The organism is Spiroplasma endosymbiont of Phycita roborella (assembly GCF_964031195.1).
In the GTDB taxonomy this organism is placed as follows: Bacteria; Bacillota_I; Bacilli_A; order Mycoplasmatales; family VBWQ01; genus Spiroplasma_E; species Spiroplasma_E ixodetis_A.
This window is the reverse complement of the sequence record NZ_CAXIQJ010000004.1, coordinates 276522-295293: the sequence shown is the minus strand read 5'-3', so window position 1 is coordinate 295293 and position 18772 is coordinate 276522. Positions and strand designations below refer to the sequence as shown.

Sequence of the window (18772 nt, the reverse complement as noted above, 5' to 3'; positions counted from 1 at the left end):
TTGAAAACTATATTTAGTTTTTCATCTATATTATATATAAACTTTATTGAATATATATTATACTTGCTAGATAACACTTTTAAATTTTTATAAAATATTTAAGAATTATTAAAAAAGTTTATTTTTAAACACTAAAATCTTGTTGTATAAGAAAAAGTATCAGTAATTAAACTATCTGGAAAATTATTATTAGATTCTCAAATTATACTGTCTACATCACTTGTATCATCATTACTTAATAAGGAAACAGTATCAACCTCATCATAATAACTATTAGTATCAGATATATTAGTATCAGATATATTATTATCAATAATAACTTCAACAAAACGTTCAAATTTAATATTTTTACTTAAGAGATAATTTTCTATTAAATTCATTATTTTAATTTTATCTTTTCTATTACTTTTTTTCACAATTAAATCATATGCAGTTAATCCAGTTTTATCTTTTATTGTTAAATCAATATTAGGTATTTGTAACAGTTCTTCTATTACTTCAAATCTAGAATAAAGAACTGCTTGATGCAAGGGAGTATATCCTAAATTATTTTGTATATTTATTTCACCACCTGCGTTTAATACTAATTTTAATAATTCAACATTAGATCTTAGTACACAATCATGAATTGGACTATCTCCTTCAGTGTCCTTAGAATTAATTTGATCATAAGATAAAATAGAAAGCAATGTTTTTACAATTTCTTTATAATTTTCAACTAAAATTTTAGTTCTACTGTCCTTTATACCCATATCATTATTTGATATAAATCTAAAGTAACCTAATGGATTAACTCAAGGCATTCCCTATTTAGGTAAGCCCGTTGTGTCAACACTAGCACCTACAATTGCAGATTGTAAAGGAGTACCAATTTTTTTTGCTACATAATTTATTAATGATTGATCATTTAATTTTTGTATTAATAATTTTACAATATCTACATTTCCAAAAAGTGTTGCTATATGGAATATATTTCATCCTTTAATTGAATTAATATTTCAGTTAGGATCTAATGATTTTCATAATTCATTATTAGTAAACAATAAATTAACATTAGAATTATTAATTAAAAATTCAATAACTTCATTATCAAATTCACCATATTTGATAAAACGTTTGGCAGCATATTCGAAAGCACATTCAATAGGTGTTTCTCCATTTTTATTTTTATTATTAATTAATTCTTTATTAATTGATAATAAATATTTTAAAATATCAATTTGACTATTATTTGCAGCAATATGAAAAAGATTACTCTCATTATCAATTATTTCTTCTAAACTAATAATATTAGTTAATAATTTTATACCTTTGATATTTCCTTCTTCAATTAATTTTTTTGCTAATGCAAAACTTAATTTACTTTTAAATAAAATTGAATCATTAACTTTAAATAATTTTATTAATTGTTCCTTTTCATCATTCATAATAAGAAAATTAGCACATCTATAACTAATATTAATATGATAATTATTTACTATTATATTTTCTAATTCTTCTAAAAACCATTCTAGCTTTTTTAATTCTGCAGAATCTTTTAAACTATCTCCATCTTTAGCATATTCATAGTTAATTAATCTTTCTTTTATTATTTCAAGATTATCTTGTAATTTTAATTTTATCTCTTCTATAATTTTAAAATTTTCTAGTTCTTTAAAAGATTTATCAATAAGTTGATAAGTATTAATTTTTTCTTGAAATATTTTTTTTACATTCTTAATAAATATCTCTATATCTAAATTACTAATATTTTCTATAGATATCATCTTTCATTTTCTCCTTTTTATTCAAATTAAAAGTAAAATTTGGATGGGTTACACTTTATTGGACACTAATTACATAGACAAGTGAACAAATTAGTTAAAAGAAAGGAATTATAATTATGGTCACTATTAACTCATATTCAGATGAATTTAAAAAACAAATAGTAGCTTTATATCAAAGTGGCAAATCAGTATCTTGCCTTGTTAAAGAATACAATGTTACAAGAGCAGCTACTTACAATTGAATTAAGCAATTTACTAATTCAGGTAGTTTTAAAACTAAAGATAATCTTTCAGATTTAGAAAAACAATTAATTCAAGCAAATAAAGAATTAAAACAGTTACGAATGGAAATTGATATTTTAAAGCAAGCAGCACTAATAATAGGCAGAAAGTAGAGATTATTGCAAATAATAAATCTAAATATAAAATTCGCACAATGTGTCATTTTTTAAAACTCTCTAAATCAACATATTATTTTAATTTAAAGAAAAAAAATAAAATTCAAAATAATATTTATGAACAAGCTGTTATTAGTGCTTTTAAAGAAAATAAAGAAGTTTATGGTACTAGAAGATTAAAAGTCATACTAGCAAACCAAGAAATTTATTTATCACGCAGAAAAATTAAAGAAATTATGAATAAGCATAATTTAATATCAAAATACACTAAATTATCATTCAAAAATTATCATAATAAAGTCAATGATAGTCAAATAACCAATCTTGTTAATAGAAACTTTAATAATAGAATTAAAAATGAAGTTATTGTTAGTGATTTAACTTATGTTCAAGTTAATGGTAAATGAAACTATATTTGCCTATTAATCGACCTATTTAACCGCGAAATTATTGGACATAGTGTTGGAGTTAAAAAAGATGCATCATTAGTATATCAAGCATTTATGCAATCAAATCACTGTTTAAAAGATATTGAAATATTTCATACTGATCGCGGTAATGAATTCAATAATAAAACTATTGATAAACTTTTATTAGCTTTCAACATAACTCGATCTTTAAGCAAAAAAGGATGTCCTTATGACAATGCTGTTGCTGAAGCAACTTTTAAAACTTTCAAAATTGAATTTATTAATGATAAAAATTTTACATCATTAATCCAATTAAAATTAGAATTATTTGATTACATCAATTGATATAACAACATAAGAATTCACAGTACTCTAAACTACCTAACTCCAATTAGTTATCAAAAACAAATGTCTACCAAAAAATAGTCCTAAAAAGGGTTGCCATTCCAATTTAATAAACATAAAAGAAACTAATATAGATAAAATATCCATATTAGTACTAAACATTTATTAAATTATGAATTAATAATATCATAAAGGTTTTCTAACTTTATATAATTTTAAAAAATATATAAAAAAAACTAAATTTTACTATATAAAAATAAAACCAAAAAAATCAAAATTACTATGTCATAAAAATAGAATTTACTATTAATAGTAAATTCTATTTTTATTCTTTTAACTTATATTTTTTTTAATTAGTTTATCATCAAAAACCGATGTTGGATCCTTTCCTACTGCCACTTTTTTATAAATTGAATTACCATTAGCATCTTTAATAGTAATTTTTATATAATCACTGCCTCCATAACCAATATTAAATTTTTCATTATTACCACTGATGAAAAATGTTTTCTTAGTTTTATTTAAATTAATAATTGCTCGATATTGTGTTAAGTCCTGTCCCATTCCTTCTAATAATATACTATTTGCAAAATTTAATTTCACTGGAATTTGATATTTATTACCAACAAAATCTTCATTTCTATCTATAACTACAAAATTAGTATCAATACTTTTTTTATCAAGAAAATCAGGTTTTTGATAAGAAATATCTTCAACAGTTTCAACTTCTAAATTATCTTCCATCATAATATTTTCTTTAACTTCATTTTTTAAAATTTCATCACCAATACTTTTTTCTAAAAAACTAATAACTTTTACTTCTTGCACTGGTTGATAACTTCGTAATTCATGTTCAACAATAGCATTATCATCATAATGACCATCAAAGATATTATTTCAAATCTCTTTTGTTAACTTTGGATATTTACTTATAATTTTTTCAGTATCTTCATCAGCTTTAATTCCTCATTTAGCAAAGAATGGAATTAGATTTCGATTAGCTATTTTTGAAGTCATTTGAATAAAAAATTGTTTTTTTAATTCATTATCAGTTGGTAATAACTTATCATCTAATAATCGACAAGATTGATTTAAAGTTGAATAAAATCATTTTCCAAAAGCTTGATCTAATTGTCAAAACATACCTAATTTAACAAAAAGTGATTGTTTATCAAAATTTTTATCAGCATTTGAATTTAAAATAAATTCTTTAATATCTTTATCAGCATGTGATTTAATTAAGTTATTTTGAAATCCAAATTCTCTTTCAACTCAAAGTGCACTAATATTTACTGTAACTTCAGTTAGATCATTTCATTTATAACGCGGATTTTGAAATGTGTGTCCTATCTCATGTCATATATATCAAGCCTCATTAGGCTTCTTCTTAAATAATGCTTTTCCCGCACCAGTAGCTTGTTGAATAATAATATAATAGTGTGTTGCACTAGCATATCCTGCACCAGTATCAGGATTTGTAATATGTATTTTATTATTAACTTTTCGAGCAATACCATTATATTCTAAATTTAATCCACTAACCATACTTGTTAATTCATAAACTTTATCTAAACGAGTAAATGTTTCATTAATATTATAGTTATTAGGATCTTCATCTATTCATAATTCTTTTGCAAGTTCCATTTGGAATGTTCCAAAAACATGCTCTCCAATAATTTCAACAAATGGTGATTCTATATTATCATATAACATTTGTTGAAATTCTTCATTTATTATTTTACTAGCAACAAATGTTGAATCTTCTATTTCTGATTCAATTTCTGATTCAGCAGTAATCAATACGTCATAATCAGTATATTCATTTTTATTATATAGATACAACATACCATCTATTTCAGAAATAATAGTTTGATTTTCTTCATTAATAACATACTCTTTTGGTTTTAAACTTTGACCATCATTTAAATTTTTATAACTTCCTCATTGTCCAATAAAGATGCTAAGTAAAGATTCATCATTTTCTAATAATTTTATTGTTATTTTTGATCCTTTAACTACAAAAATTCCTGTTGGAGTAAATTTAGAATGATTAAGTACTCTTTGTTCCTTAGTAAGATTTTCTTCAACAATACCTTGTGCATTAGCAATAATTATTTTTTTCATGTTTTATTCTCCTTTATTTGAGATAAATATTTAAAAATTACTATATCTAATAAATTTCTTTACAAAAATAATTTTAATTATTGACTGATATTTTTTTGATAATTATTGTTTTAAATACAAATAATCCAAATACTACCCCAATCAAATATATAAGTTTTACTTTTTATTAAAGAAACTAAAAACTCCTTATAAAAATAAGGAGTTTTAATTATAAAATAAAACTTACATATATAATATAACATTGAAATAATAAAAATACCATAAAAAATATTTATCAATAATTGTATTAAAAAATACAATTTTATTTAAAATTGTCAACCATATAAAAAAGAGAAAACATAAAAATGCTTTACTCTTTCCAAAATTTTCTTGCTTTAATATTTTTAATTAAACAAAAGTAATTAATACCATTGGCGCATTATCACCAGTTCTATTATCTACTTTAATTAACTTTGTATATCCACCTTTACGGTCTTTATATCTTTCAGCAATATTGCCAAATAATGTTGGAATAACACCATCCTTTGGATGCTCTTTAGTTGTAATTTTACGTAATTTAGCAATTACCATTCTTCTTGAATGCAAATCACCACGTTTAGCTAATGTTACTAAAGGTTCAATAAATGTTTGTAATCTTTTTGCTCTTTTTTCTAACAAAACTAATTTTCCATGAACAATTAATTCACTTGCTAAATTACGGATTTCAGCATCTACTTTAGCACTATTTCTTCCGATATCGTTAATATATGACATTTTTTCTTATCCTCCTTCTTAGTTTTTAATAGAAAACTCTAAATTATGTTTTGATACACAATCTTCAATTTCTTTAATTGATTTTGAACCTAAATGTTTAATTTGTTTAATTTCATCTAAACTTTTACTTACAATATCACCCAAAGTTTTATAACCATCACGTTTTAAACAATTGTATGAACGAACAGTTAAATTCAATTCTTCTAAGGCATTGTTTAAATCATTATTTTCTTGCTCATTAGTAATTGAAATAACTTCAAAGTTTTTAACATTATCATCTAAATTAACAAAAAATTCAATATGACTCATTAAAATTTTAGCTGCCATTGCAATAGCTGATGCTGCTTTAACTGAACCATTAGTTTGTACACCAAGAATTAATTTTTCATATTCAATACCTTTTAATGTTTTAGTTACAGGTTCAATTTTATAATCAACTTTTTCAACGGGTGAAAAGTTTGAATCAATAGCAATAATGCCTGAACTATTAGCAATTTCTTTTTTATTTTCCTCAAATGAAGAATAACCACGAGATTTCTTTACCATTAATTCCATTTCAAAAAGAACATTTCTTGAAGTTGTTCGAGCAATAATTAATTCTGGATTAACTACTCTAACATCAGTTGGACAACTAATATCTCCAGCAGTAATATCTTGTTCACCAGTAATACTAATTTTTAAATTAGCAATTTTTTCGTCCTTTTGAATATCACCATCAAAGGCTAAAACTAAGTCCTTAACATTTAAAATTATTTCAGAAACATTTTCAATTACACCTTTAACTGCAGTAAATTCATGAGATACACCACTTATTCTAATTGCATATACAGAAATACCTGGTACTGAAGATAATAATGTTCTTCTTAAGGCATTAGCTAAAGTTGTTCCATAACCACATTCTAATTGACTCACAATAAATTCACTGTAATTAATAGCACTATTTTCACTGTTTAAACTAAATTTTGGTTTTAAAAATTGTTGTTCCATGTTTTATTTTCACCTACTTTATTTTCTTGGTTTTTTTGGTGGACGACAACCATTATGAGGGATTGGTGTCACATCATTTAAATCTTTGATTTCAAAACCTACTGCTTGTAAACTACGAATTGATGGTTCTCTTCCTGGTCCTGTTCCATTAACAAAAACACTTAAAATTTTAACTCCGTGTTCCATAGCAGTTTTACCTGCAGCTTCAGCTGCTAACTGTGCTGAGTGAGGAGTTGATTTACGAGTTCCTTTGAAACCTACTGCTCCAGCACTTGATCAAGCAATAACATTACCATTAAGATCAGTAATAGTAACAATAGTATTATTAAAACTTGCTTTAATAAATGCTTTTGCTTTAATAAAATTAGGATTAACTTTAATTTTTTTCTTTACTGTTGTTTTTATATTCATTATTTTTTTCCTCCTAATTAACTTGCTTTTTTCTTGTTAGCAACCGTTTTACGTGGTCCCTTGCAAGTTCTTGCATTAGTTTTTGTTGATTGTCCTCTGGCTGGTAATCCTTTACGATGACGAATACCACGATAACATCCAATTTCCATTAATCTTTTAATGTTTAAAGACACTTCACGTCTTAGTTCACCTTCAGTTTTATATTTCTTTTCAATTAATTGACTAATTGAACTTAATTCTTTTTCTGTTAATTCATTAATTTTTTTAGTTTCTTCAATTTTTAGTTCTTTTAATATTTCTGAAGATTTGCTGCGACCAATTCCATAAATTCTTGTTAAACCAATTACTGTATGTTGATTACCAGGAATATTTACTTGCGCAATTCTTCGACTTGCATTGTTAGTATTTGATGTCATATTTATTTTTCCTCCTTAATATTTCTATCCTTGACGTTGCTTATGTTTAGGATTTTCACAAATGATTACATTACGTTTTTTACGTTTGATTGGTTGACATTTGTCACAAATTTTTTTAACTGATGCTTGTACTTTCATCATTTTCCTCCTGTTAAACTATTAGTTTTCTTTGTTTTCATCATCTTTATTTATCGGTAAATGTGTAGTAGCCATTCTGTTACGAAAAGTAATTCGTCCTTCAGTTAAATTATAAGTTGATAATTCAACTTTTACATGATCACCTTTGATAATTTTAATTTTATGTGTTTGCATACGACCCGATGGTCTTACAATAGGAGTAAAGTCATATTCATTCAACTTTACTTTAAATCTAGCATTAGGTAAGACTTCTATTACTATACCTTCACATTCAATAGTACTATCATTAGTTTTTTTTACTTTTTGAACTTTGGGTTTAACTACTTGTTTTGGTTTAGCCATTAATTACATTCCTCATTATTTTTTTGATTTTCATTAAGTATTGTTAGTACTTCACATCCATCATTAGTTACTAGGATAGTGTGTTCAAAGTGAGCAGTTTGTTGTTTATCAGCAGCAACTACTGTTCACTTATCACTTAAAACCAGAATTTTATCAGTTGTTGTTTGAACCATTGGTTCAATACAAATTGTCATTCCTGACTGCAATTTTATTCCGGTGTTGGGCTTACCAACATTAGGAATAGCTGGGTCTTCGTGGAGTTTTTTACCAATACCATGCCCAGTATATGATGTTGGTAAATAAAAGCCTTCGCTTTCTACATAAGTTTGAATGGTGTTACTAATATCACCAATTCTAACTCCTGGTGCAATAATTGCTATTGCTTTATTTAATGATTCTTTAGTCACATTAATAAGTTTTGCTTGTTCTGGTGTTGGTTTACTACCAACACACATTGTAAAGGCAGCATCTGCATGATAACCATTAACAGCAGCACCAGCATCAATTTTCACAATATCATTCATTTTAAAAGGTTTATCATTAGGAATGCCGTGAATTAATTGTTCATTAACTGAAACACAAATCGTGGCAGGAAAACCATGATAATTTAAAAAAGAAGGTATAGCATTATTTTCTTTAATAATTTGTGCTGCCACTTTATCAAGCATTTTACCAGTTATTCCAACTTTTATTATCTTTGCTAACTCTTTATGAATAAGTGCTACAACTTGACTAGCGGCTTTGATATTTTGAATTTCACTTTGACTTTTAATGCTAACCATTATTTTTATTTCCTTTTAATGATGATAAATATGATTTAATTTGTTTTTTAATATCACTATTATCTTGGTTGGCATCCACCGTTCTTAACAGTCCACGTTCTTGATAAGAATCTACCAATGGTGCCGTTGCTACTTTGTAAGTTTTTAAACGATTGATAATTGTCTTTTCATCACTATCATCAATTCGTTTAATTAATTTTACCCCATCATTATCACAAATACCAGTAATCTTTGGTGGTAGAAAATTAAGATTATAAATTGCTTTACATTGAGGACAAGTAACTCTTGAAGACAAACGTTTAATAACTGTTTCTTCATTAATATCTAGATACAATACCATTGAAAGCGTTTCATTCAAACTTGTTAATACTTTATCTAATGATGCTACTTGTGAAATTGTTCTTGGATAACCATCAAGAATAAAATTATGTTTAATATCTTTTAAAGTATTACTAATAATCTCGTTTGTAATCTCATCAGGAACATATTGACCCTTATTAACATAAGTTTGAGCTTTTTTACCTACTGGTGATTGTTTCGTGATTTCATCACGAAACAAATCACCAGTTGATAAATGCATTAAATTATATTGTTCTTTCAGAAACTGTGACTGTGTCCCTTTCCCTGATCCTGGTGGACCTAAAATAATTAAATTCATCGTTACCCCCTAAGACCATAAGTGTTCTTTAACATCTTTGTTTTCCTTATAATTTAAGAATGAATGTTGAGTAATTCGTCCCTTAATTTGTTTTGTTGTATCTAGTGCTACTCCAACCATAATTATTAATCCAGTTCCACCAACTGCTAATGAAGAAGGTAGATTAGTAAATTTAGAAATTAAAAATGGGGTTACTGCAACAGCAGTTAAGAAAAAGGAACCAATTGTACTTAAACGATTTAACATTCTTTTAATATAAATTTCTGTTTCCTTCCCTGGCTGAACGCCAGGAATATAAGTTCCTGATTTTTGAAAATTCTTAGCCATTTGTTCGGGATTAATTTGCACTTGTGCATATAAAAAGGTAAACATAATCGTCATTATAGCAAAAATACTAATTCCCGGCCACGACTGTAAAGATAAATAATTTCTAGCAAAATTAGCAAAACCACTATTTTGATCAACAATTTGCGCCACTGTCATTGGAGCAGTAATTAGTGCCGAAGAAAAAATAACAGGAATTACTCCAGCTGAGTTAACTTTTAAAGGTAAATAAGAACTTTTATCACCCTTTAAAGTTAAACCACTACCAGTTTGTTGAATTGGTAAGTGTCGCTCTGATTCACTAAAGAATACAACAACAAGAATAATCAGTAGGAAGGCTGCAAAATAAAGAGCAAATTTTAAAGCCCCTTGAAAAATAACACCATTATTAGTATCTGGTCCTACTCAATACTTAAAAGTTGAAGCTAAGTTAAATGGTAAATTAGCAGCAATTCCACCAAAAATAATTAGTGAAATTCCATTACCAATACCACGATTAGTAATCTGATCAGCCATTCATAATGATAACATTGTCCCTGCTAGTAAAATAGCTGGAATCAATACATAATAGAAAACTTCTGGTCCAGCTGCTCCCGATCCCGAACTTCAATCAACACTAATAATATGTTGAGATTGTAAACCAAAGATTGTGGCAAAACCTTGCATAATAGCAAAGGGGACAGTTAATACTCGATTCATTAACTCTAATTTTTTCTTACCTTTTTCTCCTGATTTAGCTCATCTTGTTAAAGTAGGGACAACATCAGTTGATAATAACTGCACAATAATTGATGCAGTAATGTAAGGTGACACTCCAAGTGCAAAAACAGAAAATCTGCTAATAGCACCACCACCTAACATTGAAATTAAATTAAAGAATTCAATACCACTACTATTACTGCTACTTAAATCTTCATTCAAAGTTACTCCTGGAACTGTAATAAATGCTCCAACACGAAAGATAAATAAAATAAAAATGGTAAATAAAATTCTAATTATAACTTCTTTATACTTTTTTATTAATTCACGGGTTGTTGTGAACACTTAGATCACCTGCGCTTTTCCTCCGGCTTGTTCAATAGCAGTAATTGCTGATTTTGAAAATTTATGAGCTTTAATTGTTTTTGGTGTTGTTAATTTACCTTTACCAAGAACTTTAATACCATCTTTTTTACTTCTAATCAATTTTAATTGAAATAAAAGTTCAGGTGTTATTTCATGCTCTTTAATTAAATCAATTTGTTCTAAGTTAATAATACTATAATTGGTTGTAGTAAAGTTAGTAAACCCTCGTTTTGAAATACGACGATATAGTGGTGTTTGTCCTCCTTCAAATCCGGGTCTTGTTCCACCACCGGTACGGGCATTTTGTCCTTTTGTCCCTTTACCAGCCGTTTTACCTTTTCCAGATGAAGTTCCTCTACCTAAACGTTTAATGTCTTTACGAGAACCTGGTGTTGGTTTTAAGTTATGTAATGTTGTTTCCATAATCCACCTCTAACCATTACTACGCTTAGTAGTAAGATTTTTATTTTTTATAAAATATTCTGCTGGTTTAACATTGCCAAGACCTGCAATTGTTGCTCTAGCTAAATTAATTTTATTTCTAGATCTAAATGCTTTTGAATAAATATTATGAATACCAGCTAATTCTAAAATATCACGAGCAGATCCACCAGCTTTAATTCCGATTCCTTCTTTAGCTGGTTTTAATAAAATTTCACTTCCACAATATTTACCTTTAACTTCATGAACAATAGAATTACTGTTTTTAGTTATCGTAATTGTTGTTAAATTTTTGTGAGCAGCTTCAATTGCCTTTTTAATTGCATCAGGAACTTCATTGGCTTTAGATATACCAAAACCAACTACTCCTTTACCATTACCAATAGCAACAGCAGCAGAGAAACGCAATCTTCTTCCCCCAGTTGTTACTTTGTTAATTTTTCTGATTCAAATCACTTTTTCAATAAATTCACTTGGAGTTTTTGGTTTACGTTCAAAATTTTTACGTGGTTCACGAACTTTATTTTCTTTTTTATCGTGGCTATTTCTTGGTTGTGATGAATTAGTATGTCTAATTTTATTTTCATTACCAGTAGGATTTTTTACTTCTGCTTTAACAGAAGGTTTTGCTACTGATTTTTGAACTTCAGTATTTTCTTTATCATCAATAATTGTTTTTTTATTTTCTAAACTCATACTTTTAATTCTCCTTTTTTAGAATTCTAATCCAGCACTACGCGCTGCTTCTGCGAATGCTTTCACTTTACCATGATATAAATATCCACCACGATCAAAAACCACTTTTTTAATTTTTTTCTTAATAGCTAAATTAGCAATTGTTTCTCCAAGTTTAGTAGCAGCATCTATATTGCTTTTTGATGCTAAATCTTTAAATGTTAATGTTGATACACCAATAATTGTATTTGAAGCAGTATCGTCAATAATTTGAGCATAAAAACTATTATTAGATTTAAAGATATTTAAGCGTGGTCTTTCACTAGTACCCATAATTTTACTACGAATACGATAATGACGAACTTTACGAGCTTGTTGTTTATTAATCATTTTCTATTCTCCTTAAGTGCCAGTATAAGATTATTTACCTTTACCAGCAGCTTTTCCTTCCTTACGACGAATGTGTTCATTTTTATATTTAATTCCTTTACCTTTATATGGTTCTGGTTTACGGAATTTACGAATTTTGGCTGCAACTTCTCCAATTAATTGTTTATCAATACCACTAATTTGTAATACTGTTGGTTTAGGAGCAACAATGGTAATTCCTTGCGGAATTTCAAACTTAATAGGATGAGAATATCCTAATGTTAAATTTAAGATATTAGCTTGGACAGCAGCACGATATCCAACACCATTTATTTCTAATTCTTTCATGAAACCTGTTGATACACCAACTAACATTCCATTAATTAATGAATTAGTTGTTCCGTGAAGTTGTTTATTTTTTTTGTTATCATCAGGTCTTGTTGTAGTAATTGTTTTTTTCTCTTCATCAACGTTAATTTTAATAACATTTGGTAATAGTTTTTTTAAAGAACCTTTTGCTCCTGTAACAGTTAACAAGTTACTTGCATCTAGCGTTATTGAAGTATTTACTGGAATGGTAAGGATACGGTTACCAATACGTGACATATAGTTTCCTCCTTATCATACATAAGCAAGAACTTCGCCACCAAGACCAAGTTTTTTTGCTTGTTTATTTGTCATAATACCTTTTGATGTAGAAATGATTGCAATTCCATAACCATTTAACACACTTGGTAAGTCTTCACATTTTGCATACATTCTTAATCCTGGTTTAGATATTCTTTTTAAACCAAGAATTGGACTTTTACCAGTATGAACTAATAAAAGTTCTAATTTAGATTTGCTAGGATTTTCTTTAGTAACACGATATTTTTCAATATAACCATTTTTTTGCAAGATATCGGCTATCTTAACTAGTTGTTTTGAAGAAGGTACACTAACTACTCGATGTTTACTGCTATCCGCAGCGCTAATAGCATTACGAATAACTGTTAAAATATTACTTATTGGATCTGTCATCATAATTATATACCTCCTATCATGATGCTTTTCTAATACCAGGAATTTGTCCTTGGTATACTAAACCGCGAAAACAAATACGGCATAACATAAATTTACGAATAACCGCATGAGGACGGCCACACTTTTGACAGCGTGTATATGCTTGCGTACTAAACTTTGATTTACGGGCTTGTCTTACTTTTAATGAAGTTTTTGCCATCTTATGCCACCTACTTTCCTTGTTTTTTAAACGGTAATCCTATTTTTTTTAATAACAATAATGCTGTTGCATTATTTGATGTTGTGGTAATAATTGAGATTTCCATACCACGAACTTTATCTACTTCTTCATAATTAATTTCAGGAAAAATAATTTGTTCTTTAATACCAACAGTGTAATTACCATTTTGATCAAATGCTTTAACTGATAAACCTTGAAAATCACGAATTCTTGGTAAAGAAATTGAGATAAATTTATCAAGGAAATCATACATTTTTTCGCCACGTAATGTAACTTTACAACCAATTGGCATTCCCGCTCTTAATTTAAAGCCGGCAATTGATTTTTTCGCTTTAGTGATAATTGGTTTTTGACCAGTAATTTTTGATAATTCAGATACTGATTTATCAATGGCTTTTGGATTACTACTTGCATCTCCAACACCAATATTAATAACAACTTTTTCAATTTTGGGTACTTGCATTATTGATATAAAATTTAATTCTTTTTGCAATTGGGGAATAATAGTTTTATTATATTTTTCTTGTAAACGATTCATTTTTATGCTGTTACTCCTTTATTATCGTAATTCTGTTTCAGATCTTCGTGCAATACGAACTTTTTTGCCATCTTTATCAATTTTGTACCCAATTTTTGTTACTTTTTTATCTTTTTTACCATCAAGGATCATTACATTAGAAATGTGAACACTAGTTTTTACTTCCACAATTCCACCTTCTTGATCATTTTGAGTAGGTTTTTTATTTTTCTTAGCAGTAATACCTTCAATAATAACACGATTTTTTTCACGAAGTACTTGGATAATTGGTCCGGTATGACCTTTATGCTTTCCTGCAATGATTTTAATTTGGTCGCCTCTTTTTAATTTAGTATCAAGACTAATAACTGGTTTCTTTTTGCTTGCCATTTATTTCATCCTCCTAAACAATTTCTTCTGCTAAAGAAGCAATTTTATTATAACCACGCTCTTTAACTTCACGAGCCAAGACACCAAATACTCTAGTACCACGTGGCGTTTTATCTTCTTTAATAATTACTACTGCATTATCATCAAATTTTACACAAGAACCATCATTACGTTTTACACCAAATTTACTACGTACGACAACTGCTTTAACAACTTGTCCTTTTTTCATTGCACTATTAGGTGTTACTGATTTTGCTGAACAAACAACAATATCACCAATTTTAGCAAATTTTTTAGTACTACCACCCAAAACTCTAATAACCATAACTTCTTTAATACCAGTGTTATCAGCCACATTGGCTCACGATAGATTTTGTAACATCTTTCTTATCCTCCTGGTTAATTAAGCTTTTTTATTTGTTTTAGATTCAATAATCTTTAACAAACGGAAGCGTTTTAGAGCTGAAAGTGGACGAGTTGAAATGATTTCAACCTTGTCACCAATTTTAGCTTGGTTAGTTTCATCATGGGCATGATACTTTTTAGTTGACTTAAAACTTTTATGGTACATTGGATGTCGTTTTGAAGTTTCAACAACAACAGTAATTGTTTTATCATTTTTGTCAGAACTTACAATTCCAACAAAAGTTTTACGTTGTTTGTTTGGAATAATATTTGTCATTATTCTTTGTCCTCCTTAGCTGGTGTTACAGTTTTCTTAACTGTAGGTTTTTTAGATGGTTTTTCTACTTTAGTAGCAGTAACTTTTTTAACTTCTTTGTTTGATGATTTTGCTTTAGTTGTTTTTTCAGTAACTTCTTTTTTAACAATTTTATCTGATTCTTTAATAACTTCTGATTTAGTTATTGTTTTAACTTTAATATCTTTTTTATCATCAACTTTAGCAACTTTTTTAGTTTTTTTGCTTTCTTTATTTTCTTCTGGTAATACCATTTTATTAATATGTAATGGTTTGATTTTTTCACCATTATTAATTCTGATAGTTAATTCAGTTTTAATACGAGCAATATCCTTACGAAGATTATTTATCATATGCGGAGTTTCTAGTTTACCTAACGAACTTTGAATTCGTAAAGCAAACAATTGTGCACGAAGAGTTTCTTCGTCTTGTTGTAATTCTAAAGTTGATTTATTTTTAATTACTTGCATTTCCATTTGCTTCACCCAATTCTGTTGTTAAATTTTTAGCAACCTTTACTTCTTCTGTTGGTTTTATTTCTCTAGTAACAATTTTACATTTGATTGGCAACTTGTGCATTGCAAGACGCAATGCTTCACGTGCTGTTGCTTCATTAGGATATGATACTTCAAACATAACTGTTTTTGCTTTTACTACTGAGACTCAATGATCAATTGAACCTTTTCCTGAACCCATACGTACTTCCGCTGGTTTTCTAGTAATTGGTAAATGTGGAAAGATTCTAATTCAAACTTTTCCACCACGTTTCATGTAACGTGTCATTGCTACTCTGGCTGCTTCAATTTGTCTTTCAGTAATGTAAGAACCTTCTTCAGCACGAAGTCCGTAAGTTCCAAAAGCAACTGTTTTACAACCTTTTGCAGTTCCTTCATAACTTAAACGGTGGACGCAAGAGTGTTTATATCTCTTAGGTATAGCCATCTTACTTTACCTCCTTACGTGGTTGTTGTGGGTAATTATTTCGGCGATTGTTATTATTTCTTTGATTATATTTTGAAATAATTTCAGGTTGAGTTGAGTCAGTTCCTGATAAAATTTCACCTTTATATACTCAAACTTTAATACCAATTTGACCAAAAGTTGTTTTTGCCTCAGCAGTAGCATAATCAATATTACTACGTAATGTTGCTAGAGGAACACTACTTTCTGAATAACCTTCAACACGTGCCATATCCGCTTCACCAAGTCTTCCTGAAACACGAGTTTTAATTCCCTTTGCTCCAGCACGAAGTGCTTTACGAATTGCTAATTTTTGTGTTGTACGATGTGACATACGATTGCTTATTTGTTGTGCTAATGTATTAGCAATTGTTTGCGCATCAATATCAGGATTTTTAATTTCAACAACATTAATTCTAATACCTATTTTACGATTTTTAATTGTTTTACGAATTAATGTTGTTAATACTTCAATGTTTGAACCGCCTTGCCCTAAAACTGAACCAACACGAACACAGTGGATAAATAAGGTAATTTGTGATTTAGTTCTTTCGATTTCAATTTTAGAAACACCAGAAGTTTTTAAATGCGCAAATAGTGCTTTTCTAATTTTGTGGTCTTCTAAAATTCATTTTGCTAAATCTTCATTACTAGTTGCATATCAACGTGATTGTCAATCTTTATTGATACCATATCTTAATCCATTTGGACTAACTTTGTGACCCATATTACTTATTTACCTCCTAATTATCGCTAACCACGATAGTGATTTTGCTTGTTCTTTTTAAGATTTGATATGCTCTACCATGAGCACGGGGCATAAATCTTTTCATAGTTGGACCTTCATTTACAAATATTTCCTTAATACGTAATTTGTTGGCTTCCATTCCATAGTTATTAGCAGCATTAGCAACTGCTGAATTAATTAATTTTATAATTGGCTGTGCTGCGCGTTTTTTTTCATGAGCTAGAATTACTAGAGCTTTGGCAACAGCATTATCACGAACTAAATCGGCTACTAAACGCACTTTTCTTGGACTAATGCGTAATTTATCTAAATGAGCTTTTGCTTCCATAATTTCTATCTCCTAACGCTTTTTCTTGTCAGAACCGTGACCACCAAACTTACGTGTGGGTGCGAATTCTCCTAATTTATGACCAACCATATCTTCTGTTACATATACAGGTAAATGTGTTTTGCCATTATGTACACCGAATGTATGTCCAACAAATTGTGGGAAAATTGTTGAACGACGAGATCAAGTTTGAATAATTTTTTTTGATTTATTTTTATTTTGAGTTTCCACTTTGTTTAATAAATGACTATCAGCAAAGGGTCCTTTTTTTAAAGATCTTGACATATATTACTTTCCTCCTACTTTGTTGCATTTCTTCTTCGTACAATTAATTTATTTGATGCTTTTTTACTATCACGAGTTTTTAAACCTAATGCTTTTTTACCTCATGGTGTTACTGGAGCTTTTCTTCCGATTGGGGCTTTACCTTCTCCTCCACCATGTGGGTGATCATTTGGGTTCATAACACTACCACGAACAGTAGGTCTAATTCCTTTTCAACGATTTCTTCCTGCTTTACCAATATTTACTAAGTTATGATCATCATTTCCAACTGTACCAATTGTAGCTCGACAATTACTTAATACTTTTCTAACTTCACCTGATGTTAATTTTAATAATGTATACTTAGCTGTTTCATCACGACCAAGAATTTGAACACTACCACCAGCACTTCGTGCCATTTGTCCACCTTTACCTGGTTTTAATTCAACATTATGAACAACTGTTCCTTGTGGAATCTGTGATAATGGTAAACAGTTACCAACAGTAATATCAATTTTAACAGTATCACTGTTTTCACCACTTAATAACTTATCTCCTACTTTGATTCCTTTTGGTGCTAAGATATAACGCTTTTCACCATCAAGATAAGAAATAAGACAAATGTTAGCATTACGATTTGGATCATATTCAATTGTTTTAACTGTTCCAACTACATTGTCTTTGTTACGTTTAAAATCAATAATACGGTATTTAACCTTATGACCATTACCTTGATGCCTTACTGTAATTTTACCTTGATTATTTCTACCAGCTTGTTTAACTAAATTTACTAATAAAGATTTTTCAGGGCTATTACCAATAGTTAAGTTCTGTTTGTAATCCAGAACGGTCATATTACGTCTTCCTGCAGTAGTGGGATTAATTTTTCTAATTGCCATTGTTTTTTTCTCCTTCCAATCTCATTAGCTTTGTTCTTCAGAACTAAACAAACTTAATTGTTCACCAGGAGCTAATTTAATAAGAGCTTTTTTTACTGCCGATGTTTTTCCAACAAATCTACCAACAGTTTTAGTTTTTGGTTTACTATTAATAATATTAACGTCTGCTACTTTAACTTCAAAAATCTGTTCAAAGGCTTTTTTAACGTGACTTTTATTAGCTTTACGGTTAACAGTAAATGTATAGATACCTTCAGCCATTTGTTTATAAGTTTTCTCAGTTAATACTGGTTTTACTATAACTTCACTTAAATGCATA

30 protein-coding genes are annotated in these 18772 nt (G+C 28.4%); 1 reads left to right on the top strand and 29 read right to left on the bottom strand.

The window, feature by feature from the left end; translation table 4 throughout:
* Positions 1–131: 131 nt before the first annotated feature.
* Both AAHM95_RS03680 and AAHM95_RS03675 read right to left on the bottom strand, forming a co-directional pair.
* Entirely contained in the window at positions 132–803 is a 672-nt protein-coding gene (locus AAHM95_RS03680) for an ankyrin repeat domain-containing protein (protein ID WP_342274131.1), read from the bottom strand.
* A 3-nt stretch (positions 804–806) separates the two neighbouring features.
* Entirely contained in the window at positions 807–1766 is a 960-nt protein-coding gene (locus AAHM95_RS03675; protein ID WP_342274130.1) for an ankyrin repeat domain-containing protein, read from the bottom strand.
* A 116-nt stretch (positions 1767–1882) separates the two neighbouring features.
* Between AAHM95_RS03675 and AAHM95_RS03670 the strand changes: the two genes are divergently transcribed.
* Positions 1883–3000 (top strand): IS3 family transposase gene (locus tag AAHM95_RS03670; protein ID WP_338975281.1). Its coding sequence is split into 2 segments (ribosomal slippage): positions 1883–2153 and positions 2153–3000, totalling 1119 coding nucleotides; the frame shifts between segments, so codons are not numbered across the junction.
* Between the two features lie 252 nt (positions 3001–3252).
* Here the strand turns inward: AAHM95_RS03670 and AAHM95_RS03665 are convergent.
* The 27 genes from AAHM95_RS03665 to rplW form a co-directional block, all read right to left on the bottom strand.
* Positions 3253–5043 carry a M60 family metallopeptidase gene (locus AAHM95_RS03665; protein ID WP_342274129.1) on the bottom strand — a complete coding sequence of 597 codons (1791 nt, stop codon included), beginning with the start codon at positions 5041–5043 and terminating at the stop codon, positions 3253–3255.
* A 387-nt stretch (positions 5044–5430) separates the two neighbouring features.
* Positions 5431–5796 carry a 50S ribosomal protein L17 gene (rplQ, locus tag AAHM95_RS03660; RefSeq protein WP_342274128.1) on the bottom strand — a complete coding sequence of 122 codons (366 nt, stop codon included), beginning with the start codon at positions 5794–5796 and terminating at the stop codon, positions 5431–5433.
* A gap of 18 nt (positions 5797–5814) precedes the next feature.
* Positions 5815–6783: a DNA-directed RNA polymerase subunit alpha gene (locus AAHM95_RS03655; protein ID WP_342274127.1), complete on the bottom strand. Its 969-nt coding sequence runs from the start codon at positions 6781–6783 to the stop codon at positions 5815–5817.
* 18 nt (positions 6784–6801) lie between these two features.
* Positions 6802–7194, bottom strand: a complete 393-nt coding sequence (gene rpsK / locus AAHM95_RS03650; protein ID WP_252319229.1) for a 30S ribosomal protein S11 — start codon at positions 7192–7194, stop codon at positions 6802–6804.
* A 17-nt stretch (positions 7195–7211) separates the two neighbouring features.
* Positions 7212–7610 carry a 30S ribosomal protein S13 gene (rpsM, locus tag AAHM95_RS03645; protein ID WP_174480910.1) on the bottom strand — a complete coding sequence of 133 codons (399 nt, stop codon included), beginning with the start codon at positions 7608–7610 and terminating at the stop codon, positions 7212–7214.
* 24 nt (positions 7611–7634) lie between these two features.
* Positions 7635–7748, bottom strand: coding sequence for a 50S ribosomal protein L36 (rpmJ, locus tag AAHM95_RS03640; protein ID WP_174480911.1), 114 nt, complete (start codon positions 7746–7748; stop codon positions 7635–7637).
* A gap of 21 nt (positions 7749–7769) precedes the next feature.
* Positions 7770–8090, bottom strand: coding sequence for a translation initiation factor IF-1 (infA, locus tag AAHM95_RS09655; protein WP_348774424.1), 321 nt, complete (start codon positions 8088–8090; stop codon positions 7770–7772).
* Positions 8090–8872, bottom strand: coding sequence for a type I methionyl aminopeptidase (map, locus tag AAHM95_RS03630; protein WP_342274126.1), 783 nt, complete (start codon positions 8870–8872; stop codon positions 8090–8092). Before map ends, infA begins: the two co-directional genes overlap by 1 nt.
* Positions 8865–9530, bottom strand: coding sequence for an adenylate kinase (locus tag AAHM95_RS03625; RefSeq protein ID WP_281748525.1), 666 nt, complete (start codon positions 9528–9530; stop codon positions 8865–8867). The genes map and AAHM95_RS03625 overlap by 8 nt, the downstream gene beginning before the upstream one ends.
* A gap of 9 nt (positions 9531–9539) precedes the next feature.
* Positions 9540–10898: a preprotein translocase subunit SecY gene (gene secY / locus AAHM95_RS03620; RefSeq protein ID WP_342273068.1), complete on the bottom strand. Its 1359-nt coding sequence runs from the start codon at positions 10896–10898 to the stop codon at positions 9540–9542.
* On the bottom strand, positions 10899–11342 hold the full coding sequence (gene rplO, locus AAHM95_RS03615) for a 50S ribosomal protein L15 (RefSeq protein WP_174480916.1): 444 nt from the start codon (positions 11340–11342) through the stop codon (positions 10899–10901).
* 9 nt (positions 11343–11351) lie between these two features.
* Positions 11352–12056 carry a 30S ribosomal protein S5 gene (gene rpsE / locus AAHM95_RS03610; protein WP_339041726.1) on the bottom strand — a complete coding sequence of 235 codons (705 nt, stop codon included), beginning with the start codon at positions 12054–12056 and terminating at the stop codon, positions 11352–11354.
* Positions 12057–12074: 18 nt separating this feature from the next.
* Entirely contained in the window at positions 12075–12425 is a 351-nt protein-coding gene (rplR, locus tag AAHM95_RS03605) for a 50S ribosomal protein L18 (protein WP_174480918.1), read from the bottom strand.
* A gap of 30 nt (positions 12426–12455) precedes the next feature.
* Positions 12456–13010, bottom strand: a complete 555-nt coding sequence (gene rplF / locus AAHM95_RS03600) for a 50S ribosomal protein L6 (RefSeq protein ID WP_252319239.1) — start codon at positions 13008–13010, stop codon at positions 12456–12458.
* A 12-nt stretch (positions 13011–13022) separates the two neighbouring features.
* Positions 13023–13427 (bottom strand): 30S ribosomal protein S8, encoded by a 405-nt coding sequence (gene rpsH, locus AAHM95_RS03595; protein WP_342274125.1) that lies wholly within the window; start codon positions 13425–13427, stop codon positions 13023–13025.
* Between the two features lie 13 nt (positions 13428–13440).
* Positions 13441–13626: a type Z 30S ribosomal protein S14 gene (locus AAHM95_RS03590; protein ID WP_174480921.1), complete on the bottom strand. Its 186-nt coding sequence runs from the start codon at positions 13624–13626 to the stop codon at positions 13441–13443.
* 10 nt (positions 13627–13636) lie between these two features.
* Positions 13637–14185, bottom strand: a complete 549-nt coding sequence (gene rplE, locus AAHM95_RS03585) for a 50S ribosomal protein L5 (RefSeq protein ID WP_342274124.1) — start codon at positions 14183–14185, stop codon at positions 13637–13639.
* A 21-nt stretch (positions 14186–14206) separates the two neighbouring features.
* Positions 14207–14554: a 50S ribosomal protein L24 gene (gene rplX, locus AAHM95_RS03580; protein ID WP_338974153.1), complete on the bottom strand. Its 348-nt coding sequence runs from the start codon at positions 14552–14554 to the stop codon at positions 14207–14209.
* A 13-nt stretch (positions 14555–14567) separates the two neighbouring features.
* On the bottom strand, positions 14568–14936 hold the full coding sequence (gene rplN / locus AAHM95_RS03575; RefSeq protein ID WP_174480924.1) for a 50S ribosomal protein L14: 369 nt from the start codon (positions 14934–14936) through the stop codon (positions 14568–14570).
* Positions 14937–14957: 21 nt separating this feature from the next.
* Entirely contained in the window at positions 14958–15236 is a 279-nt protein-coding gene (gene rpsQ / locus AAHM95_RS03570) for a 30S ribosomal protein S17 (protein ID WP_252319243.1), read from the bottom strand.
* Positions 15236–15730: a 50S ribosomal protein L29 gene (gene rpmC / locus AAHM95_RS03565; RefSeq protein WP_342274123.1), complete on the bottom strand. Its 495-nt coding sequence runs from the start codon at positions 15728–15730 to the stop codon at positions 15236–15238. Before rpmC ends, rpsQ begins: the two co-directional genes overlap by 1 nt.
* Complete coding sequence (gene rplP / locus AAHM95_RS03560) at positions 15711–16196, bottom strand: 50S ribosomal protein L16 (RefSeq protein ID WP_281748520.1); 486 nt, start codon at positions 16194–16196, stop codon at positions 15711–15713. Before rplP ends, rpmC begins: the two co-directional genes overlap by 20 nt.
* Position 16197: 1 nt before the next feature.
* Positions 16198–16941: a 30S ribosomal protein S3 gene (gene rpsC / locus AAHM95_RS03555; RefSeq protein WP_281748519.1), complete on the bottom strand. Its 744-nt coding sequence runs from the start codon at positions 16939–16941 to the stop codon at positions 16198–16200.
* 16 nt (positions 16942–16957) lie between these two features.
* Positions 16958–17290, bottom strand: a complete 333-nt coding sequence (gene rplV / locus AAHM95_RS03550) for a 50S ribosomal protein L22 (RefSeq protein WP_174480929.1) — start codon at positions 17288–17290, stop codon at positions 16958–16960.
* 12 nt (positions 17291–17302) lie between these two features.
* On the bottom strand, positions 17303–17575 hold the full coding sequence (gene rpsS, locus AAHM95_RS03545) for a 30S ribosomal protein S19 (RefSeq protein ID WP_174480930.1): 273 nt from the start codon (positions 17573–17575) through the stop codon (positions 17303–17305).
* A gap of 14 nt (positions 17576–17589) precedes the next feature.
* The gene (gene rplB, locus AAHM95_RS03540; protein WP_252319248.1) at positions 17590–18453 is read right to left on the bottom strand and encodes a 50S ribosomal protein L2; all 864 of its coding nucleotides are present in this window, start codon (positions 18451–18453) and stop codon (positions 17590–17592) included.
* Positions 18454–18477: 24 nt separating this feature from the next.
* On the bottom strand, positions 18478–18771 hold the full coding sequence (gene rplW, locus AAHM95_RS03535; protein WP_252319250.1) for a 50S ribosomal protein L23: 294 nt from the start codon (positions 18769–18771) through the stop codon (positions 18478–18480).
* Position 18772 lies beyond the last annotated feature (1 nt).